The following is a 24,545-nucleotide window of genomic DNA, read 5'->3' as shown; positions in this document are numbered from 1 at the left end:
ATGCGACCGCTTTGACGAACTGTCAAGAGTTTGGAATCATTCTAAATCCAAGCCTGCGTTCCCAGGTCACCCTTTCTGAAATCCCTCGGGGGTAAGCCCATCAGGGCGACGGGCAGCGCCCCTGCATCAGGTGATCGCTTCCAGCTTCTCTTTTGACAAATCCCCCGGCACAATCGTCACCGGAATAGGCAAATCGCCGAAATTCCGCGCCAACTCGGCAATGATCGGACCCGGTCCGCGGTTTTCACTCGATGCCCCAAGAACCAAAACGCCCACCTCACGGTCCTCGGCAACCTGAGCCATGATCTCCTGAACCGGCTCGCCTTCGCGGATCACCAGTTCGGGATCAACGTTCTGCTTGTCCCGCATCCACTTGGCGAACACCTCGAAATGCGCGTGAATACGCTCGCGCGCTTCCTCCCGCATAATATTCCCGACACCGATCCAGTGATTGAACTCATCGGGCGGGATAACCGACAGAATCTGAACGCCCCCACCGGTATGGGCCGCTCGCATGGCGGCAAACCGCATTGCGTTCAGACATTCCCGACTGTCATCCAGTACGACCAGAAACTTGCGCATAGCTTCGTCCTCTTTTAGCACCAATCATGAGACTATCGCGCGGCCTTTGTCTATGGTCCCGGAACAATCCGTTGCCCGGCCCCTGATGCCTCGGCACGCCGCATCGCAAGTGTCGCCGCGGCATAATCGCCAAGCGCCAGCCCCCGAAACACAAAGGCCGAAGCCGCATCGCCGCTGCGCACGAAAGGCGCCCCCGTTGCGAGACCCAGCAGGTCACCGGTGATCATTGATGCGGGAACCATCGGTTTTTCACTGGCGCGCTCCTGCTCAAGATCATCCACGAAAATCGAGGCAAATGCCCCAGCCGTCTCGTCTTTCCACGGGATGAAAAGGTCCGTGATCGCCGCAAAGGCTCCGGGCTTCATCCATCCCGCATCCAAAAATGGCACCACGTCGTAGTTCAGTGTGATTGAGCTTACCACGATATCCGCCGCGCGTATCGCGGCCTCTGCCTCGCTGGCTTCAGCCTCTAATCCAAGCCCGCGCGCTTCGTTGACAAACCGATCCACATTCGCGCGCCCACGTCCGACCGCAAACACCTTTTTTAAAGGGAACAACGCGCGAAACGCCTCCAGATGGCTCGACGCCTGCACCCCGCAGCCAATAAACGCGATGCTTTGCGATCCGGGGTCTGCCATCTTCCGGGCCGCCACGGCAGACAACGCCGCCGTGCGAACCGCAGTGACCCATGCTGCGCCCAAAAGCGCGCGCAATACGCCGGTTTCTGCATCCAGGATCAAGATCGCACCGGTTGTCGTGGGCAATCCACGGCCTGCGTTGTCTGGATAGACGCCAACCGTTTTCAGAACCGTCAAACCATCATCGCCCACCGCCAGTGTGGACATCATGTATCTGCCGTCCCCCGGCAAAATAACCGATTTTGGCGTCGTTTGAAGCCGCCCTTGCGCCTTTGCAACCAAGGCTACCTCAATCGCGTCGGCAATATCGCCGGGCGCAATCCCAAGCGCTTCCAGCTCTGTATCCGGCAAATAAAGATGATCCGGTCCCAAATGCATCACACCGCCTCCGACAAAGCCCAATCCCAATACATCTCGCGCACGCGGCGCGTGATTGGGCCGACCTGATACTGTGTTCCGTCAAACTCACTGACCGGGGTTACTTTCGACATATTACCCGACATGAACACCTCGTCGGCATCGGCGAAATCCGCAAAGCACAAAACCGCCTCCCGCACGGCAACACCATCCGCCGCCAAATTCGTCATATGCCGCGCCCGGGTAATTCCGGCCAAAAATGTACCGTTGGGGATGGGGGTAAAAACCTCACCGTCCTTCACCATAAAGATATTCGCAGTGGCCGTTTCGGCGACATTGCCCATCGCGTCAGCCACCAATGCATTGTCAAAACCACGACTGCGCGCCTCGACCAGCATCCGCGCATTGTTCGGATAAAGGCAGCCGGCCTTGGCGTTCACCACGGCGTCTTCCAACACCGGACGCCGGAATTTCGTGCGGGTCAGACGCACGGTTTTCGCAGCCGGAGCCATGCCGATTTCTTCCAGACAGATCGCAAACCCTGTCGCCTCAAGGCTGGGGACGATGGCCGTCGGATCGCCGTCAATGCCCCAATACATCGGTCTAATATACACCGCGCTGGTGGCCTCAAATGCGGCCAAACCTTCGCGCACAATCGCAACCATATCTTGCGTTGAAACGGTGGGGGTGATCATCAAAGCCTCAGCCGACCGGTTCACCCGCGCGCAATGCGCCTCCAAATCAGGCATCACGCCGTCAAAAAACCGTGCGCCATCGAACACCGTGGACCCAAGCCAAGACCCATGATCCGCCGCCCGCATGACCGCCACATTGCCGTCGTGCCAGGCCCCGTTGAAATACGTCCGAATATTGCTGCCAACCGCCATGAACGATCCTCCCAACGGCAAACCCTAGGGGTTCGATCCACGCGCGTCCAGTGATCGCAGCGCGACGGATGGCCCTTAAGCCGTGCGCCCGTCTGAAATCAACGCATCAATATCAAGCGGCGAATTCACCATCTCGATGACACCATCGCTGTCGACGTTCCAAAGTGTTGGATCACGGTCCCAGTAAAGCTCAATCCCATTGCCGTCAGGATCGTCAAAATACACCGCCTGGCTCACCCCGTGATCCGCCGCCCCGTAAATGTTGACGCCAGACGCGCGCACCTGTCCGACCGCCGCGCCAAGCGCTGCGCGGTCCGGGTAAACAAAAGCCGCGTGATAAAGACCTGCGTTTTTCTTCGGCGAGGGCGCACCGCCAAGGCTCTCCCATGTGTTCAGGCCAAGATGATGGTGATAGCTGCCCGCCGCCATGAACGCCGCGTTCTCGCCGTAGCGAAGCGTCACATGAAACCCAAGCACATCCCTGTAGAATGCAATGGACCGCTCAAGATCGGACACTTTCAGATGGACGTGACCGACACGGGTTTCGGCAGGTGCGGTATAGCTCATGGACGTCTCCTCAATCTGACTCAGTCTAGACCAGCGATCTGTGGCGCAAAACCCCTGAAACCCCGCGAAAAGAAACAGCCCCCCGCGCTGGGCCTCAGGTGAAAACCCGAAGCAGTCCGCACCTCGCAACCCCGATCTAGCACGTCAGTTTACCCCGCAAGCGACAGCGACCGCGCGTTCCTCAATAATGCGGAGGACGCTCGTTTCCGATCACCACGCCGCCCGAACCATCCGCCTCGCGCATCGCCTCCCGCTCCATCAGCATCGCCACGCGCCGCGTCATCACGGCGATCTCCTCGGCCTGCCGAGCCACCACATCGTTCAGCTCATCAACAACGCGCTCCAGATGCGCCAGTTGTTCCTCGATTTCCACACTCATCGCTGTCCTCCTTGCCCCCTCGCGGGCCACGGGCTAAACCCCGCGCGACATTGCATAAGGCCCAGGCCGGTAAACACCATGGCAAAGACCAAAAAACCCCAACGCCCAAAGGCCGAAACGCCCAAAGGCTTCAGCGACTACTTCGGTGCTGACGTGACCGAACGCAAGGCGATGCTGGATGCCATCGCAAAGGTCTACCACGCCCATGGCTTTGACCCGCTCGAAAGCGCGGCCGTCGAAACGGTTGAGGCGCTGGGCAAGTTCCTCCCCGACGTTGACCGCCCCAACGAAGGCGTCTTCGCCTGGCAGGAAGACGACGGCACCGACAAGCCGGGTGATTGGCTTGCGCTCCGCTACGACCTGACAGCACCGCTCGCCCGCGTCTTCGCCCAACACCGCAACGACCTGCCGACGCCTTACCGCCGCTACGCGATGGGGCCGGTCTGGCGCAATGAAAAGCCGGGACCGGGCCGATTTCGTCAGTTCTATCAATGCGATGCGGACACCGTTGGCACGGCCTCCGTCGCTGCCGACGCCGAAGTCTGCATGATGCTGGCAGACGCCCTTGAAGCCGTCGGGATCGAGCGCGGCGACTACGTCATCCGCATCAACAACCGTAAAGTTCTGGATGGGATTTTGGCAAAGGCCGCCTGGGATGGCGACAGCGATCGCGCCTTTGTAATGCGAACCCTCGACAAATTCGACCGCCTCGGCGAGAGCGGTGTCCGGGACTTGCTGACCGGTGGCCGCGAGGATGACAGCGGTGCGTATGTTCTGGGGATTGATTCTGATCAATGGCAAGTGGACCTCGCGATTGACTTCCTAAAAGCCCGTCGTGATGACGCGGAAGGAACCTGCGCGCGTTTGGACGAAATCGTTGGTGATACCTCTGCGGGGGCCGAAGGTGTCACCGAGCTTGCCCAAATCGCCAACCTCTGCGCTGCCGCAGGCTACGGCCCCGACCGCATCGTTATCGACCCATCCGTCGTGCGCGGCCTCGGCTACTATACCGGCCCCGTCTTCGAGGCCGAACTCACCTTCGAGATCAAAGACGAAAAAGGCCGCCCGCGCCAGTTCGGGTCCGTCGCAGGCGGAGGCCGATACGACGACCTTGTCAAACGCTTTACCGGCCAAGCCGTCCCCGCAACGGGTATCTCCATCGGCGTCGACCGCCTTCTTGCGGCTCTTCGCATGAAAGGCCAGTCCGAAGCCGACGCCGCCGGACCTGTCGTCGTCACCGTCATGGACCGCGACCGCATGGCGGACTACCAGAAAATGGCGTCCGACCTGCGCGCCAGTGGCATTCGCGCTGAAGTCTACCTAGGAAACCCGAAAAACTTTGGGAACCAGTTGAAATACGCTGATAAACGCGACTCACCCGTCGCAATCATCCAAGGCTCGGACGAAGCAGATCGCGGCGTTGTCCAGGTCAAAGACCTCGTCCTAGGGGCGAAAATCGCCGAAACGGCGACGCTTGAAGAATGGAAAGACCAACCGGCCCAATTTGAATGTGACCGCGCCGACATGGTGGCCCGCGTCCGCGCAATTCTCGACCGGTAATGAGCGTCAAATCCGATATCCGCGTTGAAGCCAACCGCCTGCGGACCTCGTTCGAGGGCAAAGGCGCCGAAAGTTTTGAGCCTGCAATTCTGCAACCCGCTGGCACGCTTCTGAACCTTTACGGCGAAGACATCCGCGCCCGTGCCTTTGTCACCCAAGACCCCCTTCGCGGCGAAATGATGCTGCGCCCGGACTTCACCGTGCCGCTGGTGCAAACGCACATCGCAACTGCGCGCGGCGAAACGCGTTACACCTACGCCGGTGAAATCTTCCGCCGTCAGGAAGACGACGACACGCGGCCCACCGAATACATGCAGGTCGGCTTTGAAATCATCGGCCATCCCCCCGGTATCGCGGACGAAACCAACGCCGACGCAGAGGTCTTCGCCACGGTCTCCGATGCCCTCGACGACTTGCCCGTATCCGGGACGATCGGCAACTTCGGCGTACTGACGGCCGCAATCCTTGGCCTTGATACGCCCCAACGGCGCAAAGACGCGCTGATGCGCCACATCTGGCGCCCCGTGCGCTTCGAAGCCCTGCTCGACAGGTTCTCTAAAAAGGCCCCGCCGGTGCCCGCGCCCGCCGATCTGACCGTCCCGCATGTAGGCCTCAGAAGCCCGGAAGAAATCGAAGCGCGCCTTGCCCTGCTTGCGGAAGAGGCGAAAACGCCCGCGTTGAAACTCTCGGAAGTCGACCGCCTGATGGCCTTGATGGCGATCCGCACCACCGCACCCGCTGCCGTCGACAACATCAAACGTATCGCCGATGGCGATAAAGATATCGTCAACGCGGCAAAGGTGGTCGAAGGTCTTCTCGACGCGCTTTCAGATCAGAATATCGACCCGACCAAACTTCAGTTCGAGGCAAGCTACGGCCTCACCTCGCTGGAATACTACACCGGTTTTGTTTTCGGGTTTTCAGCCTCCGGCGTCCCCGTCGTCGCCACTGGAGGCCGCTATGATCTTCTCACCGCAAACCTGTCCGGCGGACGACGCATCCCGGCGGTTGGCGGTGTGATCCGCCCCGATGCTGTCCTCGCCCTTAGGCAAGCCCGCGCATGACTCTTAAGCTTGGCATCCCCTCAAAAGGCCGCTTGATGGCCGATACCTTTGACTGGTTCGCAGCCCGCGGTGTCACCATCACCCGCACCGGCACAGACCGCGAATATGCAGGTCGGGTCGATGGCGTGGACGGTGTTGAACTGGTTCTTCTCGCTGCCGGAGAAATCCCGCGAGAACTTGCGTCGGGACGCATCCACCTTGGCGTCACCGGCTCTGACGTTGTGCAGGAAAAGATCGCACGCTGGGACAGCAAAATTGTCCCCCTGGCCAAACTTGGCTTCGGCCACGCCCGATTGATCATCGCCGTTCCCAAGACCTGGACCGACGTGCGTGACCTCAACGATCTCGACGCCGCCGCCGATGCCTTTCGTCGCACGCACGGCTTCCGCCTTCGTATCGCCACGAAATACCACCGCCTTGTGCGTGCTCACCTGAAAGCCGCCGGCGTAGCCAGTTATCAGCTAGTCGACAGTCAGGGCGCGACGGAGGGCACAGTTGTAAACCTTACCGCCGAGGCTATCGCCGATATCACCTCCACCGGAGCCACGCTTGACGCCAATCACCTCAAAGAGATCGGCGATGTCATTCACGTCAGTCAGGCGACGCTTTTTCGGTCGCTGACAGCGGAATTGTCGAGCGATGACGAGGCATCACTGAGTGATCTTCGCGCAAAAATTGGAATTTTGTCCACAGGCACGCCAAAAGTGACCAAGACGTAAACTCGGCGAACGCCTGCACTGACACAATTCCGACGCTACGCAGGCGTTGTGGCGACGTCCCGAAAATGGCTCTAGCGGACCCCGATATCGGCCAAAGCAGCCATCAACGTGGGCGGCAAATCCTCGTTTGCACGGTCCAAAGAAAGGTCGCGCGGCGCATCAGTCCCGGGAAGATACCGCCAGCCCTGAAAGGGACGTTTCGGCACACTCTCTGTCCGGTAAACAATTGGATCCATTACGATACCGCACCGCTTTTTCCCGTCGCCCCGATCGACCTCGTCAAGACGAACAATCCGCTGACGCGCCAAAACCAGCCCCTTAATCACCCAGTAAAGCGAGCCCCCGTCCAACAGGTCGTCTGCTCGCTTCGGCCACATCCTTGTCACATGACGCGGCAACCCGTCTGGCCCCTTGGCCCGAGCACTCGCCTGCCACTCAATCAGGTCCTCGACCTTCTCGGCGCCGACGCAAAGCTTGATGAGATGTAGCGACTTATCCACAGAATCTTCCCCAGTTGCACTTTATATGGTATATCACTGTTCTCCACCTTCAACCCGTTGTGGAATTCGTGCGAATCTGTATGCTGGGGAACCTGCACGCTACCGCCAGAGGATTGTTTCATGACCCGTTTTGCCGCCCCTATTTCAGAACAGATCTGGGATATGAAGTACCGCCTGAAAGAAGCGGACGGCGTTGCACTCGACACGACGGTTGAAGACACATGGCGCCGCATCGCGCGGGCTTTGGCATCCGTAGAAAAAGACTCCGATCACTGGGAAGGCGTTTTTTATGACGCTTTGGAGGACTTCAAATACCTCCCTGCTGGCCGCATCACTGCCGGCGCGGGAACCGCGCGCTCGGTGACTTTATTCAACTGCTTCGTCATGGGCACTATCCCCGACAGCATGGGTGGCATTTTTGACATGTTGAAAGAAGCCGCCCTCACCATGCAGCAGGGCGGCGGTATTGGGTACGATTTTTCAACGATCCGCCCCAAAGGCGCAGGCGTCAAAGGTGTGGCAGCTGACGCATCCGGCCCGTTAAGCTTTATGGACGTCTGGGACGCAATGTGCCGCACGATTATGTCCGCAGGCTCACGGCGTGGCGCGATGATGGCAACGATGCGCTGCGACCATCCTGATATCGAAGACTTCATCACGGCGAAATCCGACCCTACGCGGCTTAGAAACTTCAACGTTTCAGTCCTCATTACAGATGCCTTCATGGCCGCTGTGAAGGCCGATGCGTCATGGGACTTGTCCTTTGAAGGAACGGTTTGCAAGACAGTAGACGCGCGGGAGCTGTGGAACCGCATCATGCGCTCGACTTACGATTACGCCGAACCTGGCGTGATCTTTATCGACCGTATCAACGCGATGAATAACCTTGCCTACTGCGAAACTATCAGTGCGACCAATCCGTGCGGGGAACAGCCGCTGCCCCCCTATGGGGCCTGTCTGCTTGGATCAGTGAACCTCGCGCGGCTTGTGAACGAACCTTTCAGCGAAACCGCCCATCTTGACGAAGACGCACTGGACCATTTGGTCGCGATCGCAGTGCGCATGATGGACAATGTTGTCGACACCTCGCGCTTTCCGCTTGAGGCACAGCGACAAGAAGCGCTGAGCAAGCGTCGGATTGGTTTGGGTGTCACGGGTCTGGCCGATGCGCTTTTGATGGTGGGGCAACGCTATGGGTCTGACGCGGCGGCGCGCCTGACCGGGCAATGGCTTAAGCAGATTGCCCGCGCCGCATATCTGGCCTCGGCCCAACTCGCTAAGGAAAAGGGCGCCTTTCCGCTCTTTGACGCGGATAAATTCCTTTCGAGCGGCGCCATGCAAGCGATGGACGACGATGTGTGTGCCGAAATTCGAAAAAACGGCATTCGTAACGCTTTGTTAACCTCGATCGCTCCGACCGGGACAATCAGTCTTTATGCAGGCAATGTTTCCAGCGGGATTGAGCCCGTCTTTGCCTATGCCTACACGCGCAAAGTTCTGCAAAAAGACGGCACGCGTACCGAAGAAGAGGTTGTTGATTACGCCGTGCAGATGTGGCGCGACCGCTTTGGCGATGCCGACTTGCCAGACTATTTCGTGAACGCTCAAACGCTGCCTCCGGGCGATCACGTAAAGATGCAGGCTGCTGCACAAGAATGGATCGACAGCTCGATCTCAAAGACGATTAATGTGCCCGAGGATATTGATTTCGAGGCGTTTAAGAACGTCTATCTGCAGGCCTACGAGACCGGCTGCAAAGGCTGCACAACCTATCGTCCGAATGCGGTCACGGGATCGGTGTTGAGCGTTTCCGAAGAAAAACCCGCCGCGCCAGACGTCATTTCGAAAGGTGACGGCACGCCCGCAATGCCGCACGGCGACGTCGTCTATATTGCAGAACCACTTGACCGGCCGCAGTCGCTTGAAGGGGCAACTTACAAGCTGAAATGGCCCGATAGCGAGCACGCAATTTACATCACCATCAACGACATCATTCACGGCGGCCGACGCCAACCCTTTGAAGTCTTTATTAATTCCAAGAATATGGAGCACTTCGCCTGGACCGTCGCCCTGACGCGAATGATCTCGGCTGTATTCCGTCGTGGTGGGGACGTGTCTTTTGTTGTCGAGGAATTGAAGGCCGTCTTTGATCCGCGCGGCGGGGCTTGGATGCAGGGCAAATACGTCCCATCAATCCTCGCTGCCATCGGCAGCGTGATCGAGCGCCATCTGGTTTCGATCGGTTTTATCGCAGGCGAGGGCATGGGGCTTAAAGAAGACCCAAGGGCACAGGTTGTGAACCTGAACGAGAACCGCGGGCCGGCCTGCCCAAGCTGTGGGCAGTTTGGCATGCGTATGATCGAGGGCTGCATGACTTGCCCAAGCTGCGGCCACTCGAAATGCGGCTAGACTGAGCGGTTGGATTGTTAAAATGTGAAACGCCAACCATAAATTCACCATTTTAGTCGGGAAGAAAACTGACCGTAATTCACGTCATATGCGCTTCGACTGATATCTCCGATAGCCTTTCGCTCTCGGAGTTTTGAGCAACAGCAGTTTTCAACTCCGCAATGGTCAATTATTGGTTGCAGCAACAAATGGGGCCCAGGTAGCAGCGTGCAAATCCGGTCTGGGACGCCATTCACACGCAGTGTTTCCGAAAAAAAATAGGCGCAACGCGCGCGAAATTATGCTATAACTCAGCCAGTTAGTCCTTTTGGGGAAGGAAAAACGCGATGGGACGCATATTCATTTTAGCAGTCGCCTTGGCCGCAGCGGGCTTCGCATTCAATCAGTATACTGGCCGAAATCCGGTTCAAAGCTTGCAGGGTTTTGTCTCCGGTGGCGGGGGCGGCGGCTTTGCGGGAGGCTATGGATTGGCCGTCGATAGCAGCCGGTCAATTGGCGGTTCGGCGAAAGGCCTGGCCAGCGGTGCCACTGCAGCCTTCGGCGCGTTTGGGAAGTAGTCTGCGCGCCGTGTTCAGGGGCCAGACCTGAGAATTTTCATGACTTTTCATGCAAAATTTGGCGCCACTTAAAGCTGCTGCTCGAAATTTTACCCACAACGTGCTAGAATCACAGGGTTATTAAGACGGCTTGGCGGGCTATTGTGAGCCTTCGTTTGATAACCGTCGCCGTCGTTTTATTAGCTATTTACATAGGGTTTGGTGACTTTTTGACCGCCAGCGCTTTATCAACTCCCCAGTTGTTTGTTTCTGAAGTTGGGCGTGGGATTGGCGGAGCGATCACTGGGGTTACCACAAGCATCGGGAATTTCTTCACTAGGCGACGCTTTGAGAATCCGAGGAGAGAGGTCGATTTGGAACTGTTGTTTCGCGGGTTGCGGGAGGCCAATGATCGTTCTGTCTTAAGATCAGGCGTTCAGAAATGCAGACACAGCGGCTTCGAACTCGCGCGGTTTCTCGGCATGCAACCAATGACCGGCGCCAGGGATTTTCGCAAATCTCGCCATTGGGAATAACTGCCGGATAGTCGCGCGGTGGGCCGGTTGAACGTAGTCACTGTTTGCCCCGGACAAAAAAAGAGTGGGGCCATCGAACGTCCCGCTGACGTGGGGAAAGCCAATGATACTGTCCATCTCGTCGGCCAAGACATCTAAGTTCAGCCGCCAACGACGGGCCTTCACATCAAGTGATTGCAGCAAAAAGGCGCGCACACCGGCATCGTCAATATGTGCCTGCAATTGGCGATCCGCATCACCGCGTGTTTCGACCTGATCCAGATCGAGGTCACGCATAGCGTCGATCAGCGGCGTCTGGGTGTGGGAGTACGCCACCGGCGCGATGTCGGCCACAATCAATTTACGGACCTTCTCCTGATGGGCCAGCGCCAGCACCATGGCTGCCTTACCCCCCATCGAATGCCCCAGAACGTCAGCTTGCTCAGGGATCACCTTTGCAAGATCATCAGCCATCTGGGGGTAGCGGTGGGCGTCGAACCAGGGGCTTTCGCCGTGGTTTCGCATATCCACCGCGCGGACCGTGCGGTCTTCCGACAATCGCTTAGCCACGACGCCCCAGTTGCGCGCAGAGCCAAAAAGACCGTGTGCAATCAATAGGGGCGTCGTCTCAGAAGGGCCGTCGTAGGTATTGGCTTCCAGCATGCCTGACGATCAAAGCCCGGGATAAATCGGGAAACGATTGCAAAGGGCTTTGACGTCGGCCTTCACGCGCGCTTCGATCTCACCATTGCCGTCCTCGCCATTTGCCGCAAGACCTTCGACCACTTCGGTGATCCAACGCCCGATTTGGCGGAACTCGCCTTCGGCGAAGCCTCGCGTGGTGGCCGCCGGCGAGCCCAATCGCACGCCCGAAGTAATCATTGGTTTTTCAGTGTCAAATGGGATGCCATTCTTATTGCAGGTAATATGCGCACGCCCCAAAGCCGCTTCTGTCGCTTTCCCGGTGACGCCTTTTGGTCGCAGATCGACAAGCAGAACGTGCGTGTCTGTCCCGCCTGTTACGATATCAATACCGCTTGTCATCAATTCCTCTGCCAAGGCCTGCGCGTTCTTGATGACTTGTTGTTGGTAGACTTTGAATTCAGGCCGTAGGGCTTCGCCGAATGCAACGGCTTTGGCTGCGATGACGTGCATCAGGGGGCCGCCCTGAATGCCAGGGAAAATCGCCGAGTTGAACTTCTTGGCCAAAGCCTCGTCGTTGGTCAGGATCATCCCGCCGCGAGGGCCCCGAAGGGTCTTATGCGTTGTGGTCGTCGCGACATGTGCGTGGGGGAAGGGCGAAGGATGCTCGCCAGCGGCCACCAGACCCGCGAAATGTGCCATATCCACGTGGAGAAATGCCCCAACGCTGTCGGCGATCTCGCGCATTTTGGCAAAGTCGATTTGGCGTGGGATGGCTGAGCCACCAGCAATAATTAGTTTCGGCTGATGTTCTGCGGCAAGTTTAGCGACCTGATCGTAGTCAAGCCGAAGGTCTTCCTTTCGCACACCGTACTGGATGGCATTGAACCATTTTCCAGATTGGTTTGGCTTGGCGCCGTGCGTAAGGTGTCCGCCGGCATCAAGGCTCATTCCGAGGATCGTATCGCCGGGCTGGAGAAGTGCTGTAAACACTCCCTGGTTCGCCTGACTGCCCGAGTTTGGCTGAACGTTGGCAAATTCACATCCGAACAATTCTTTCGCGCGATCGATGGCCAGAGTTTCTGCGATATCAACGAATTGGCATCCGCCATAGTACCGACGGCCCGGGTAGCCTTCGGCGTATTTGTTCGTCATGACAGAGCCTTGCGCCTCCATCACGGCAGCAGAAACGATGTTTTCTGACGCAATAAGCTCGATCTCGTCTTGCTGGCGGCCAAGTTCGGAGCGAATGGCGCTGTACAGTTCGGGATCACGGTCAGAAAGGCTTTCGGTGAAGAATCCTGAATCGCGGTGGATGACGTTCATGGGCTTTCCCCCTTCGGGTCGCTACTATGTCTGGGATGCTTCATACGCGCAAAGTCTGTGCCGGAAAAGCAAGGAAACCGGCGGTTCGATGCGCGAAGTCGTCACGTCCTGCAGCTATCCGCACTTGTGTTTCGGATGCCCCCGGGTAATCGTCACGCCACCAGGGGGCAGCCGGGACGCGATGAGCATCAAAATATCCTTTCGCGCCAGTGATATGGCAGTTGCGCAGGCAGCGCTGACGGCGCTGACCGACCGCTATGGTCAGGTTGCTGTTGAAGAGGCGGATGTTGTTGTTGCTCTTGGAGGCGACGGCTTCATGCTGGAAACCCTGAGCGAGATGCGTCGCTTCGACAAACCGGTCTATGGAATGAACCGTGGCACTGTCGGCTTTTTGATGAATACGTTCAGCGAAGACAATCTGCCGGCGCGCGTGGAAGAGGCCGAGGAAGCCACATTGAACCCTCTGGCCATGCGGGCAGAAGGCGTTGACGGCATGGTCACTGAAGCGCTCGCAATCAACGAGGTGTCGCTTTTGCGTGCCGGGCCGCAGGCCGCGCGCCTTCGGATTTCCGTGGACGGAAAGACCCGTATGGAAGAATTGGTCTGTGACGGTGCGCTGGTCGCGACACCAGCCGGATCAACCGCTTACAACTATTCAGCGCATGGGCCGATTTTACCTATCGGGGCCGATGTCCTTGCCTTAACCGCAGTGGCAGCCTTTCGACCAAGACGGTGGCGCGGTGCGCTTTTGCCGAAATCGGTCACGGTCCGGTTTGATGTGCTGAACCCAGAAAAACGCCCTGTGCGGGCAGACGCCGACAGTCGCACTGTTCCTGATGTGCGCTGGGTGGAAGTGCGCAGCGAAACCAGCATCACTCACAGGTTGATGTTCGATCCCGGTCACGGATTGGAAGAACGCCTGATCCGCGAGCAGTTCTCCTAAATCGCGCGACGCCTCGGAGACCGCTAAATCCAAATCGCTGAGGCCCGAGAAGAGGCAGTCGATGAAATCAGTATTCAGGTCGCGCCCCGGCACAGCCCTGGCGGAGCCGTCACCCTATTTCAGCGACCGTCACTGATCGTTCGTTTCACCACGATTGCTTCCAGCCGGATTGAAACAGCCGAAGAGATCACGCATCGGATGAAACAGGTTCTCCAGCTTGCTTGGCAAGACAGGCTCGTTGCCACCCCGGATTGCGATCTTGGGTTTCTTGGGCCCGAACAGCAACGGCAAAGCTTCGTGCCCTTTGAAAGGCCGTCAGGAAAGCCTGCCCGCACGGCGCAAGCGTGGCTTCCCTGCCGCGCATCGGATCCGGTCGCTTTCGGGCTCTTGAGCGAGACCTTTCCAACTGGCAATGTACATGAAACATAAACTGAGGCACCGGGATAACCCGGGCCCGAGGCAACGAGTGAGGCATCAGCCATGAGCGACCCGGCACCCCTGGCCGAGGATTTACGTGCGCGTATCCTGAACGAACCCGATATGATCCTAAGCGATCCTGCCGTTATGCGTGCTTTGATCACAGCGAACGAGCAGGCGATGGGCGCGAATATCGTGGACCTGCGCGGGGTCGCGATGGAGCGGCTTGAAGATCGGCTGACCCGTCTCGAGGACACGCATAATTCCGTGATTGCAGCGGCTTACGAGAATCTCGCGGGGACCAATCAAATCCATCGCGCTATTCTTGCTTTTCTTGAGCCGCTTGAATTTGAGGCGTTTATCCGCTGCTTGGGCGAAGATGTCACCGACATCTTGCGCGTCGGTAAAGTGAGGCTCTTGCTGGAAAGTCACGAAAGCGCAATGGACCCGACACTGGTCGAGATCAGTGACGTCCTTTCGATCGCTGAACCTGGCTTTTGCGAAGATTATGCAGGGCACGGGAAAGCCCCGCGTCAGGTGACCTTGCGGGGTGTGACGCCGGGCGAGGGGACAATTTATGGCGCCTCTAACGCCTGGGTGAAATCCGAGGCCTGTATCCTTCTCGACTTTGGCGAGCAGCGACTGCCAGGCATGCTGGCCTTTGCGTCAGACGATCCACATCAGTTCTCGGCCAATCACGGCACCGATCTTTTGAGTTTTATGGGCAGTGTTTTTGAACGCGCGATGCGGCGCTGGCTGGGGTGATTTCTTCAGGGCTCAGGGAGGCGCTTCAACGCTGGCTCGCGGAGCTTTCCGCCGTCGGCGGCCGAGCGCCAAAGACGGTTGACGCCTACAGGACCGACGTCTCGGGTTTCCTAGCGTTTCTTCAGGCGCACCTCGGCGACGCCGCTGGAATAGTGGTTTTGGGGAAGCTGGCGACACGGGCTATGAGAGCCTGGATGGCGCACGAACGTGGACGTGGGGTCAGTGCACGGTCTCTGGCCCGGTCTCTGTCAGCAGTGAAAAACTTCGTCGGTTGGGTGGCCGAGCGGGAGGGTTTCGATCCGAGCACGGTTCTAATGACACGCTCGCCTCGGTTTCAGAACAAGCTCCCGCGCCCGTTGGATGTCTCTGCTGCACGCGCAATGATTGATACTGTCGAATTGCAGGCGACCACCGATTGGGTTGCGCGGCGCGACGCGGCCGTCGTGACGCTGCTTTATGGGTGCGGATTGCGGATTTCGGAAGCTTTGGCGCTGACCGGAGATGCTCTGCCGCTGGGCGATGTAATGAGGATTGTCGGCAAGGGTGGCAAGGAGCGTATCGTGCCCGTGATCCCCGCGGCGCGTCGGACCATCGATATCTATGCTGAATCTTGTCCGTTTGATCTCGACGGGGCTGCCCCGCTGTTTCGAGGCGTTCGAGGTGGCACTCTCAACCCGCGTTTGGTCCAGAAAGTGATGGAAAAAGCGCGCGCGCAACTTGGTTTGCCAGCAACGGCAACACCCCATGCAATGCGCCACAGCTTCGCGACACATTTGCTGAACGCCGGTGGTGATTTGCGCTCGATCCAAGAGCTTTTGGGTCACGCGTCGCTGTCGACGACTCAAGCCTACACAGCGGTTGATGCGGCGCGCCTTATGGAAGTCTACAAAGCCGCCCACCCAAGAGCACAATGAGCGAAATGCGAAATACTGAGATTTGCTGGTGTTCCAAAGGCATTTCCGGCATGAGAGCCGAATGAATATCCAGACCAAAGCCTATCTTGTTCACCTTCTGACGGCCACCGGCGCAGTGCTGGCGATGTTGGCGATGCTCGAAGCAGTTCAAGAGGACTGGGCGATGATGTTCTTTTGGCTAGTGGTTGCCTTCGGCGTTGACGGGATCGACGGGCCTTTGGCGCGGGCGACCAATATCAAGGTCAACGCTCCCCGGATCGATGGCGTCTTGTTGGACCTGATCATCGACTATCTGACCTATGTCTTTATTCCGGCGTTTGCGCTCTTTACGTCGGGGTTGCTGCCGGGGTGGACCGGGTGGTTTGCGATCATAGTGATCACCTTCACATCGGCGCTTTATTTCTCAGACACACGCATGAAAACAGCGGATTACTCGTTTGCTGGCTTCCCGGGCTGTTGGAACATGGTGGTTTTGGTGTTGTTTGCCGTGCAACCAAACTTCTGGGTAAGTCTTGGGATCGTTGTACTTTTGGCAGTTGCGATGTTTGTCCCTCTCAAATTCGTCCACCCGGTTCGCACCGAGCGCTGGAGGATGATCACCTTGCCGATGGCGCTTGGATGGACCTTTTTCGCGGGTTGGGCCGCGTGGGTTTCTTTCCACTCTGACAGTTGGGCGCTTTGGGGGCTGGTGGTGACGTCGCTTTGGCTGACGTTTGCGGGTGTGGCGCAGCAAGCGATCTACCGTGAACAAATCTAAAGCCTTGTGGCTGCAACCCCGGTGACAATGGCCGCAGCTGCCGCGGCCTTGAGACGGTCCACACGCTCTCCAAACAAAAGCCAGCCGATCAAAATTGCAAACAAGATCGAGGTTTCCCGAAGGGCCGCGACAAGGGCAATTGGGGCGATGGTCATCGCCCAAACTGCAATCGCATAGGCCCCGTACGATCCGGCAGCCGCAATGCCGCCGATGATCCAAGCTCGGATAGGCGCGCGGATTATGCCTGTGCCGCGCAAAACCATAAGCACTGGGGAAAACAGCAAAGCATCCAGAAGAAAAAGCCACGCCACATATTGCACCGCATCCCCCGAAGCGCGTGCGCCTATGCCGTCGACAATCGAGTAACCTGCCGTTGCAACAGCCGAACCAAGTGCGAAAGGCACCAACTTGCGGGACTCGCCTGATAGGAAAGCCCCGCGGCTCATCATGGATATGCCAAGCCCAAGCACGAGGATTCCCGCGACTTCGGTGGTGGTAAGTTGATCCGCCAGGAACAAAGCGCTGATCGCTAGGACGATCATCGGGGCGGTGCCGCGTGCAATAGGGTAGACGCGGCTTAAGTCGCCTTGCTCATAGGCATAGGCGAGGAAGATTTTGTAGGCTGCGTGGAGCACGCCGGAGGCCGCCAACCAGGGCCAAACGCTTGCGTCCGGCCATTCCCGCGTAAGCGCTATGACCAGACCCGCACCGCCTTGTAGCAAAGTCATAATCAGCATGGCGGTCACTTTGGACTCGCCAAACTTGATGAGGCCATTCCAAGACGCGTGAAGCAGTGCAGCACCCAGTACCGCAAGAAAAACCGTCAGCGACATGACTTATCGCGCTCCCTATGACCGGCATAGGTCTACGCCCTAGCCGCCGCAAGCAATCATAACGTGACGCATGGCTACCTGTGGCGCGACGCGGGATGGAGCGAGGCGGCAAGGATATGATCGGCTGCGTGGACGACATGGCTGGCCTCGCCGACAATCTTCGCATCGGGAAGCTTCGCGACACTAAGATTTTTATCCGGATAGTCGAACTGCGACAGGAAGTGACGCATGCAATTCAGGCGCGCGCGTTTCTTGTCATCGGATTTAAGGACTGTCCAAGGTGCGTCGGCGGTGTCGGTGTAAAAGAACATGGCTTCTTTAGCCTCGGTGTAATCCTCCCACTTGTCGAGACTGGCGCGATCAACAGGTGAAAGCTTCCATCGCTTAAGGGGATCGGTTTCACGGGCCTTGAAGCGGCGATGCTGCTCGCCCTGTGTGACCGAAAACCAGTATTTTATCAGCTTGACCCCACTGCGCGTGAGCATCCGTTCCAATTCGGGCGTTTCGCGCATGAACTCAAGGTACTCGCCGGGTTCACAAAACCCCATCACGCGCTCAACCCCGGCGCGATTGTACCATGATCGGTCATAAAAAACGATCTCGCCAGCGGTCGGCAGATGCTTGATATAGCGCTGGTAGAACCATTGCCCGCGTTCTTCGTCGGTGGGTTTATTCAGGGCTACCACGCGGGCTGTGCGCGGGTTGAGATGCTCGGTGAACCGCTTGATTGTGCCACCCTTTCCGGCAGCGTCCCGGCCTTCAAAAAGCACCACCACCTTTTGCCCGGTGTCCTGTATCCAAAGCTGGACTTTCAGGAGTTCGGACTGAAGCGCTGCCTTTTCATCTTCGTAGTTCGAGCGGCTCATTTTTTCCGAGTAAGGATAGGTCCCGGTCTCGAATGCCAAAATGGCGCTGCTGTCGTGTTCCGGTTCTTCTTTGGTTTCATCAGTTCGCATCATACACTGTCTCCCTCATCGCGTTGACGCCAGTTTGGCAGAGTTCTGGGATCACTGCGCTGATACAGGTCAAAAAAAGGGGCGTCCGCGAACGGACGCCCAGAATGACCAAGACCGAGGGGACGAGTCTTAGCCGTCGTCCAGTGTCAAAGCGACAAATCGAGGATCCCCATCACGGCGCACCAAAAGGACAAGCGATTTGCGACCAGCCTCGCGGGCGGCCTCAACCCGGCCGTTCAGGTCCGCTATACTGGCAACGCTTTCTTGAGCCGCTTCAGTGATGATGTCGCCAACACGCAACCCCTTTTCAAAAGCCTCGCTGTCTTCAGCAACGGAGGTCACGACAAGACCTTCGGCGTCTTTTGCCAGACCAAGTTGGTCACGAAGCTCATCCGTCATGCCCGAAATGGTCAGGCCAAGAAGGTCTGCGGTTGCCGGCGCTTCCTCGCGGTTCACCGATGCTGGCACGGCACTTTCGCCTTCTTCGCGACGCCCCAGCGTAACCCGCAATGTCTCTGTTTCACCGTCGCGGAAAACCAGAACCCGGACTTCGGCGCCAACCGCCGTATTGGCCACTTGCTGCACAAGGCCGCGCGTATCATCGACCTCGACCCCGTCAAAGCTGAGGATGACATCACCGGATTCCATGCCCGCTTCACGCGCCGGACCTTCTGGAACGTCGGTCACCAAAGCGCCGCGTGCCTCTTCCAGTCCAAGGCCGTCGGCCAGATCATCGGTGACGTCCTGAATTCGCACGCCCAACCAGCCGCGCCGCGTTTCGCCAAATTCCTGCAATTGCTCGATCACGTTCTCCGCCACCCGGCTCGACATTGCAAATCCGATGCCGATGGACCCACCATTGGGACTAAGAATCGCTGTGTTTACTCCGACGACTTCGCCTTCCATGTTGAAAAGCGGACCGCCCGAGTTTCCCCGGTTAATTGCCGCGTCGGTTTGGATGTAATCGTCATAGGTTCCAGAGAGAGAGCGGCCACGAGCCGACACGATACCGGCCGACACCGAAAAGCCCTGACCAAGTGGGTTGCCCATCGCCATGACCCAATCACCGACGCGGGAGAGTTCACTGTCTCCCCACGGCACGAAGGACAACGGCTTGTCGCTTATGACTTTCAGCAATGCGAGGTCGGTGTTTGGGTCTGTGCCAATAAGTTCGGCTTCCAGCTCGAAACCCTCAAAGAATTCGATCAGGATTTCATCAGCCCCTTGAATCACATGATTGTTGGTAACGATGAAGCCATCCTCAGAGATCACGAATCCTGATCCAAGCGCCTGACTGCGGCGCGGCGACTGGCCATTCGGGCCGTTGCGATCACGAAAGTCGTCAAAGAACTCCTCGAACGGCGATCCCTCTGGGACGATCGGACCCGGTTCGGTGCTGGTCGCGACTGTTGTTGTTGTTGTGATGTTCACAACCGCGGGGCTTACTTGCTCGGCGAGATCGGCAAAGGTCGCTGGGCGAGATTGCGCCGCTGCTGCGATTGTTTGTGTGATCAGCAATGCTGCTGTCAGCATCGTCAACCAAAACGCGCGAAGCATCATGGTCGACTGTGATGCTGTTCGTGCTGCAGATGTCTGCATGGGGAGTTCCTCCAAAGGTCTGCTCGGGGTGCCGAATGACTGACACCGTATCATTCATAGGTTCAAGATAGGCTCGCAGATACGCAAGCCAACCTTTGCTCGCGAGTCTTCACTTGGATGTGACAATGGCGTTGGGCAGTTTACCGTCAGGAAATTGTGTGTTGCGCAGATGGACACAGGAGCCCCGAGCTGCGCAACATATCAGCCTTGGTGGCTTAGAGGATCGACTGACCCGTCGCTGCCCAGTCCTTCAGAAAGGTCTCAAGCCCCTTATCTGTAAGGGGATGTAGTGCCATTTTCTTGATGACGTCCGGCGGCGCGGTTGCCACGTCAGCACCAATTTTGGCGGCGTCGCTCATGTGATTTGCGGACCGGATTGACGCGGCAAGAATTTGCGTCTCGAAACCGTAGTTGTCATAAATTTCTCGAATATCTGCAATCAAATCCATGCCATCAAGGTTTAGATCGTCAAGGCGACCGATGAACGGTGAGATGAATGTCGCCCCGGCTTTTGCCGCAAGAAGCGCCTGATTGGCCGAAAAGCAGAGCGTAACATTTACCATATGGCCCTCTTCCGAAAGCGTCTTACACGCCCGCAAGCCGTTCCACGTCAACGGCACTTTGATGGCAATATTGTCACCAAGCTTTGCGACTTCATGACCCTCTGTGATCATGCCTTCATAGTCCGTGGCAACGGTTTCTGCGCTTACCGGACCGTCCGTCATCTTTGAGATCTGGGCAATGACTTCCTTAATATCACGGCCGCTTTTGTGGATCAGGGATGGGTTGGTGGTCACGCCATCAACCATCCCAAGCTCGATCAACTCGGCGATTGCTTCAGTGTCTGCGGTGTCGACGAAAAATTTCATAGGCTCGCCCCTCTGGTGCATAGGTTCCGTTTCGTGGCACTGATAGCGGATCAGACGCGGGGGCTGAACCCCCAAACCCTTTCCCTTCCGACAAACCGGGGCACGCGTGATCGAGCATTTCCATGAAGGCGACCTGATTTCGGTGCTGACAGCGCAGCCGATTGACCGTGCTTTGGACTACAAAGCACCCGAAGGCGGCTGCCTGACAGGCGCGTTCGTTGAGGTGCCGTTGGGGCCGCGCAAAGTCTTGGGCATTGTTTGGGGCCGCGGTGAAGGCGGGTATGATATTGCCAAGGTGCGTTCTGTCATCCGCGTTCTGGATGCTGTGCCCATGCGAAGTGAAATGCGGGAATTTTTGGTGCGCGCCGGAGCTTACACGCTTACGCCGATGTCTGCCATGGTGCGACTTGCGACGCGCTCTCCCGGGCTTGGGGACCCGCCGTCAATGCGGACGATTTATCGGCGCGGAACGGGGGAACCCGATCGCTGGACAGATGCGCGCCGCCGTGTCGTTGAGACGCTGGATAGTTATGGAAACCTTGCCTTTACCTTGAGAGAGCTGGCAGAGATGGCCGGCGTTTCTGCAAGCGTTGTCAAAGGCTTGGTGAAGCAAGGTGTGGTTGCTGAGGAAGCAAGCCCGCGCGATGTTGCCTACCCCCGGCTTGATCCCGGCGAGAGCCCTTATGAACTGACAACTGAGCAGTCGGTTGCTGCCGAAACGCTGAAATCTGGCGTCGCGGCGCGAAATTACGGCACGACCTTGCTGAAGGGCGTGACCGGCTCGGGCAAGACGGAAGTCTATCTTGAGGCGGTCGGCGCTTGTCTTGCCGCGGGACGGCAAGCCCTTGTTCTTTTACCTGAGATTGCGTTGACAGCGGAGTTTCTGACGCGGGTCGATGCACGATTTGGCGCGAAACCAGCCGAATGGCATTCAGGCGTCACGATGACCGAGCGGCGACGCGCGTGGCGCATGGTTGGGGAAGGGGGCGCGCAGCTTGTCGTTGGCGCGCGCTCGGCGTTGTTTCTGCCATTTCGCGATCTTGGTCTGATCGTGGTCGATGAAGAACATGACACGTCCTACAAGCAAGAAGATGGTGTGCTTTATAACGCGCGGGACATGGCGGTGTTGCGGGCTTCGATCAACGGCGCGCAAGTCGTTTTGGCGTCCGCGACTCCATCGCTTGAAAGCTGGGCAAACGCGGAAGCTGGCAAGTATAAGCGTGTGACCTTGACCGCGCGCTTCGGGGCTGCATCTATGCCGCAAATGCATGCGATAGATATGCGAGATGAGGGTTTGCCTGCAGATCGCTGGATTTCACAAACCCTTGTGAATGAGGTAAAAAAGCGCACAGAAGTCGGCGAGCAATCGTTGTTGTTCCTGAATCGACGCGGCTATGCGCCTGTTACGATTTGTCGTGCTTGCGGGCACCAGATCGGGTGCGATCACTGCGATGCGCGGATGGTCGAGCACCGGTTCCTCAAGCGCCTTGTGTGCCACCAATGCGGCGAGTCAAAGCCGATGCCGGACGCGTGCCCCTCCTGCAAGGTCGAGGGGCGGATGGCGCCGGTCGGACCGGGCGTCGAACGATTGGCAGAGGAAGTCGAGGCCCTTTTTCCCGAGGCACAGACATCGGTGCTGTCGTCTGACGTGTTCGGGTCGGCGCGCGCCTTGAAAGCCGAGATCGTGCGGATTGCCGAGGGCGACGCCGACATCATCATCGGCACACAGATTGTCGCCAAAGGACATAATTTTCCGAATCTGACGCTGGTCGGCGTGATTGATGCGGACCTTGGCCTTCAAGGCTCTGACCTGCGCGCAGCTGAGCGGACGTTTCAACTGATGCGACAAGTTGCGGGCCGGGCCGGTCGCGCCGAGAAGCCGGGCGTGGCCCTTATGCAGACCTACCAACCGGCCCATCCGGTAATCGGCGCGATCTTGAGCGGCGATGAGGAGGAGTTCTGGAAAGCAGAGGCGGCAGAACGAAGGGCTGCGGGTGTCCCGCCCTACGGCCGTATGGCAGGCATTGTTCTGTCCTCGCCCAATGTGCAGGAAGCCTTTGATATTGGGCGACTTCTGGCATCTAGGCGCGAACCATTGTTGCGCATCGGTGCGCAAGTCTTCGGACCTGCAGCCGCACCAATTGCACGTATCAGAGGGCGCCACCGCGTGCGTCTTTTGGTGAAGGCTGACAAGGCGGCCCCGTTGCAAGAAGCATTGGCAGCTTGGGTTGAGCAGATCAAAATGCCGAACAGCCTGAGGTTATCGATCGATATAGATCCACAGACGTTTTACTAGGCGCTAGGTCGCGGTTGAGGGTCGATGCAGCCACGCTCTAGGTTCACGAAACGCCCGCCACGCGGAAACATGCATTGAGTGTCAAAACCAGCAGACCCATGTCGTGTAAGGGGCCGGTCTCAGTCGTCTCCGCGAACGGAGATCACAAGCCCGGATAAAACAAAAAAAGACAATGACGCCGTCAGTCCCGAAGTCGTGCCTGTCGAGCCATAGCCAACGCTCGTCGGTAAATGCTCAAAGGCAAAATAATGGAAAAAGACTGCCATCGCCGCGCGTAGGCGAAAAAAATCGAGACAGAGAAAAAGCTCGGTTCATCTGGCGATCCGAATGGCCGTCATGAGCCTGTACATAAAATCGTCAACAAAACGTTAAATTTCCAAAAACATCACCGCAATTCATGACGAATCGCACAATGCTGGCACAAATTAGGTCGCCATACCGGTTTAGAGCAAATCAACGATCCTGAGAGTGTGTCACCTGGCGGGACATCGGGTCGTGACCGACAGACTTACCGGAGCCATTTGATCGGCGTCGTGCATCTAAATGCGGATTGTTCAGCTTGCTGAAGCGCGAGAGTTTCCCTTTTGGCGTAGACCGACGACGTTTTTTTGATGGCCGTGGCGATGCCTTTGGCTACGTGGTCAGCGCTTTTAAACAACTTTGTGATTGAGCGTGCAGGTGTCACCGGCGTCGACATAGGCTGGCTGCACACTGTGCGCGAGATCCCGGGATTTCTGGCCGTCGGTGTCATAGCGATCATCATATTGATGCGCGAGCAAGTGCTTGGCCTGAGTTCACTTGCTTTGCTGGGCGTGGCAACGGCGGTGACGGCGTGGTTTCCGAGTTTTGACGGGATACTGTTTGTCACGCTGTTGTCGTCAATCGCATTCCACTACTACGAAACTGTCAATCAATCGCTCCAATTACAGTGGCTCCCGAAAGAATGCGCACCGCAGATCTTGGGATGGATCGTCGCTGTTGGATCAGGTGCCTCCTTGTTGAGCTATGGGCTTTTGGTGATCACCTGGGACTACTTCGATCTGAGCTACAACACGGTCTATTTGCTGTCCGGCGGTGCCTGTGCGGCGATTGCGATTTATTGCATGGTCGCTTTCCCTCAATTTGAGGCGCCCGAACCGCAGGTGAAAAAGATGATCCTGCGCAAGCGCTATTGGCTCTACTACGCGCTGCAATTCATGTCGGGCGCGCGCTTTGGATTTCAGGTCCATGAAGTCACTGCTTTGTTCCTGTACAGCTTTCTGGCAAATATGCTTATCGCGCCGGTTTTGGGGCAGGCGGTGGCCTATTTCGGCGAAAAACGGGCGTTGGCGTTCGAATATGTCGGGCTGATTTTCGTATTTTTGGCTTATGCCTGCGTCTATTATTTTGATTGGCGGAAAGCCGTGACGAGGACGCTGATTGTCGTGCACCACGTGTTTTTTTCTCTGGCGTTCGCGTTGAAGACGTACTTCCAGACGGTCGTCGATCCGGGCGACATTGCACCCACGGCAGCGG

General features: G+C 57.7%; 23 protein-coding genes and 1 pseudogene. 12 read left to right on the top strand and 12 right to left on the bottom strand.

All coding sequences use genetic code 11. The annotated features are described in order from the left end of the window. Nucleotides 1-126: 126 nt before the first annotated feature. The 5 genes from AC221Y_RS01115 to AC221Y_RS01095 form a co-directional block, all read right to left on the bottom strand. A complete protein-coding gene (locus AC221Y_RS01115) occupies nucleotides 127-582 on the bottom strand; it encodes a universal stress protein (RefSeq protein ID WP_299754101.1) in 456 nt (151 codons plus the stop codon). Between the two features lie 50 nt (nucleotides 583-632). Beyond that, nucleotides 633-1,598 carry an ornithine cyclodeaminase family protein gene (locus AC221Y_RS01110; protein ID WP_299754103.1) on the bottom strand — a complete coding sequence of 322 codons (966 nt, stop codon included), beginning with the start codon at nucleotides 1,596-1,598 and terminating at the stop codon, nucleotides 633-635. After that, the gene (locus AC221Y_RS01105) at nucleotides 1,598-2,464 is read right to left on the bottom strand and encodes a branched-chain amino acid aminotransferase (RefSeq protein ID WP_299754105.1); all 867 of its coding nucleotides are present in this window, start codon (nucleotides 2,462-2,464) and stop codon (nucleotides 1,598-1,600) included. Before AC221Y_RS01105 ends, AC221Y_RS01110 begins: the two co-directional genes overlap by 1 nt. 75 nt (nucleotides 2,465-2,539) lie before the next feature. Further along, nucleotides 2,540-3,031: a VOC family protein gene (locus AC221Y_RS01100; protein WP_299754107.1), complete on the bottom strand. Its 492-nt coding sequence runs from the start codon at nucleotides 3,029-3,031 to the stop codon at nucleotides 2,540-2,542. A 181-nt stretch (nucleotides 3,032-3,212) separates the two neighbouring features. After that, the gene (locus AC221Y_RS01095) at nucleotides 3,213-3,410 is read right to left on the bottom strand and encodes a SlyX family protein (RefSeq protein ID WP_299754109.1); all 198 of its coding nucleotides are present in this window, start codon (nucleotides 3,408-3,410) and stop codon (nucleotides 3,213-3,215) included. Nucleotides 3,411-3,488: 78 nt separating this feature from the next. Between AC221Y_RS01095 and hisS the strand changes: the two genes are divergently transcribed. The 3 genes from hisS to hisG are packed head-to-tail and all read left to right on the top strand — an operon-like array spanning nucleotide 3,489 to nucleotide 6,753. Then, nucleotides 3,489-4,970: a histidine--tRNA ligase gene (hisS, locus tag AC221Y_RS01090; protein WP_486706652.1), complete on the top strand. Its 1,482-nt coding sequence runs from the start codon at nucleotides 3,489-3,491 to the stop codon at nucleotides 4,968-4,970. Continuing rightward, a complete protein-coding gene (locus AC221Y_RS01085; RefSeq protein ID WP_486706651.1) occupies nucleotides 4,970-6,034 on the top strand; it encodes an ATP phosphoribosyltransferase regulatory subunit in 1,065 nt (354 codons plus the stop codon). Before hisS ends, AC221Y_RS01085 begins: the two co-directional genes overlap by 1 nt. Then, entirely contained in the window at nucleotides 6,031-6,753 is a 723-nt protein-coding gene (gene hisG / locus AC221Y_RS01080) for an ATP phosphoribosyltransferase (RefSeq protein ID WP_299754115.1), read from the top strand. The genes AC221Y_RS01085 and hisG overlap by 4 nt, the downstream gene beginning before the upstream one ends. 71 nt (nucleotides 6,754-6,824) lie before the next feature. Here the strand turns inward: hisG and AC221Y_RS01075 are convergent, their stop codons facing one another. Next, nucleotides 6,825-7,253 carry a DUF1489 family protein gene (locus AC221Y_RS01075; protein WP_299754117.1) on the bottom strand — a complete coding sequence of 143 codons (429 nt, stop codon included), beginning with the start codon at nucleotides 7,251-7,253 and terminating at the stop codon, nucleotides 6,825-6,827. Between the two features lie 120 nt (nucleotides 7,254-7,373). Between AC221Y_RS01075 and AC221Y_RS01070 the strand changes: the two genes are divergently transcribed. Next, on the top strand, nucleotides 7,374-9,662 hold the full coding sequence (locus tag AC221Y_RS01070; protein ID WP_486706650.1) for an adenosylcobalamin-dependent ribonucleoside-diphosphate reductase: 2,289 nt from the start codon (nucleotides 7,374-7,376) through the stop codon (nucleotides 9,660-9,662). 326 nt (nucleotides 9,663-9,988) lie between these two features. Further along, nucleotides 9,989-10,219: a hypothetical protein gene (locus tag AC221Y_RS01065; protein WP_299748325.1), complete on the top strand. Its 231-nt coding sequence runs from the start codon at nucleotides 9,989-9,991 to the stop codon at nucleotides 10,217-10,219. A 407-nt stretch (nucleotides 10,220-10,626) separates the two neighbouring features. Here the strand turns inward: AC221Y_RS01065 and AC221Y_RS01060 are convergent, their stop codons facing one another. Further along, on the bottom strand, nucleotides 10,627-11,376 hold the full coding sequence (locus tag AC221Y_RS01060) for an alpha/beta fold hydrolase (protein ID WP_299748328.1): 750 nt from the start codon (nucleotides 11,374-11,376) through the stop codon (nucleotides 10,627-10,629). 9 nt (nucleotides 11,377-11,385) lie between these two features. Then, a complete protein-coding gene (gene glyA / locus AC221Y_RS01055) occupies nucleotides 11,386-12,681 on the bottom strand; it encodes a serine hydroxymethyltransferase (protein ID WP_299748330.1) in 1,296 nt (431 codons plus the stop codon). 181 nt (nucleotides 12,682-12,862) lie between these two features. Here glyA and AC221Y_RS01050 point away from each other — a divergent pair, with 181 nt between their 5' ends. From AC221Y_RS01050 to AC221Y_RS01030, 5 genes are all read left to right on the top strand, one after another. Continuing rightward, nucleotides 12,863-13,624 (top strand): NAD kinase, encoded by a 762-nt coding sequence (locus AC221Y_RS01050; RefSeq protein ID WP_299748354.1) that lies wholly within the window; start codon nucleotides 12,863-12,865, stop codon nucleotides 13,622-13,624. Between the two features lie 27 nt (nucleotides 13,625-13,651). After that, complete coding sequence (locus AC221Y_RS01045; protein WP_486706673.1) at nucleotides 13,652-14,053, top strand: hypothetical protein; 402 nt, start codon at nucleotides 13,652-13,654, stop codon at nucleotides 14,051-14,053. Nucleotides 14,054-14,104: 51 nt separating this feature from the next. Continuing rightward, nucleotides 14,105-14,806, top strand: coding sequence for a DUF484 family protein (locus AC221Y_RS01040; RefSeq protein ID WP_299748333.1), 702 nt, complete (start codon nucleotides 14,105-14,107; stop codon nucleotides 14,804-14,806). Then, nucleotides 14,803-15,720 (top strand): tyrosine recombinase XerC, encoded by a 918-nt coding sequence (locus AC221Y_RS01035; RefSeq protein ID WP_486706649.1) that lies wholly within the window; start codon nucleotides 14,803-14,805, stop codon nucleotides 15,718-15,720. The genes AC221Y_RS01040 and AC221Y_RS01035 overlap by 4 nt, the downstream gene beginning before the upstream one ends. Before the next feature lie 61 nt (nucleotides 15,721-15,781). Beyond that, nucleotides 15,782-16,477 (top strand): CDP-alcohol phosphatidyltransferase family protein, encoded by a 696-nt coding sequence (locus AC221Y_RS01030; protein WP_299748339.1) that lies wholly within the window; start codon nucleotides 15,782-15,784, stop codon nucleotides 16,475-16,477. Here the strand turns inward: AC221Y_RS01030 and AC221Y_RS01025 are convergent. From AC221Y_RS01025 to fsa, 4 genes are all read right to left on the bottom strand, one after another. After that, the gene (locus AC221Y_RS01025) at nucleotides 16,474-17,310 is read right to left on the bottom strand and encodes a DMT family transporter (protein WP_299748342.1); all 837 of its coding nucleotides are present in this window, start codon (nucleotides 17,308-17,310) and stop codon (nucleotides 16,474-16,476) included. The genes AC221Y_RS01030 and AC221Y_RS01025 overlap by 4 nt on opposite strands. Before the next feature lie 74 nt (nucleotides 17,311-17,384). Further along, nucleotides 17,385-18,269, bottom strand: a complete 885-nt coding sequence (gene ppk2, locus AC221Y_RS01020) for a polyphosphate kinase 2 (RefSeq protein ID WP_486706648.1) — start codon at nucleotides 18,267-18,269, stop codon at nucleotides 17,385-17,387. A gap of 126 nt (nucleotides 18,270-18,395) precedes the next feature. Further along, a complete protein-coding gene (locus AC221Y_RS01015) occupies nucleotides 18,396-19,865 on the bottom strand; it encodes a Do family serine endopeptidase (RefSeq protein ID WP_486706647.1) in 1,470 nt (489 codons plus the stop codon). Nucleotides 19,866-20,080: 215 nt separating this feature from the next. Further along, nucleotides 20,081-20,734: a fructose-6-phosphate aldolase gene (gene fsa, locus AC221Y_RS01010; RefSeq protein WP_299748348.1), complete on the bottom strand. Its 654-nt coding sequence runs from the start codon at nucleotides 20,732-20,734 to the stop codon at nucleotides 20,081-20,083. 106 nt (nucleotides 20,735-20,840) lie between these two features. Between fsa and AC221Y_RS01005 the strand changes: the two genes are divergently transcribed. Together AC221Y_RS01005 and AC221Y_RS01000 are read left to right on the top strand one after the other, a co-directional pair. After that, entirely contained in the window at nucleotides 20,841-23,030 is a 2,190-nt protein-coding gene (locus AC221Y_RS01005) for a primosomal protein N' (RefSeq protein WP_299748351.1), read from the top strand. Nucleotides 23,031-23,573: 543 nt separating this feature from the next. After that, nucleotides 23,574-24,545 (top strand): annotated as a pseudogene (locus tag AC221Y_RS01000) (MFS transporter); the annotation flags it as partial.

This window comes from Boseongicola sp. (assembly GCF_057460485.1).
Note: the sequence above shows the minus strand (reverse complement) of the source record. Positions and strands in the feature narration are given on the sequence as shown.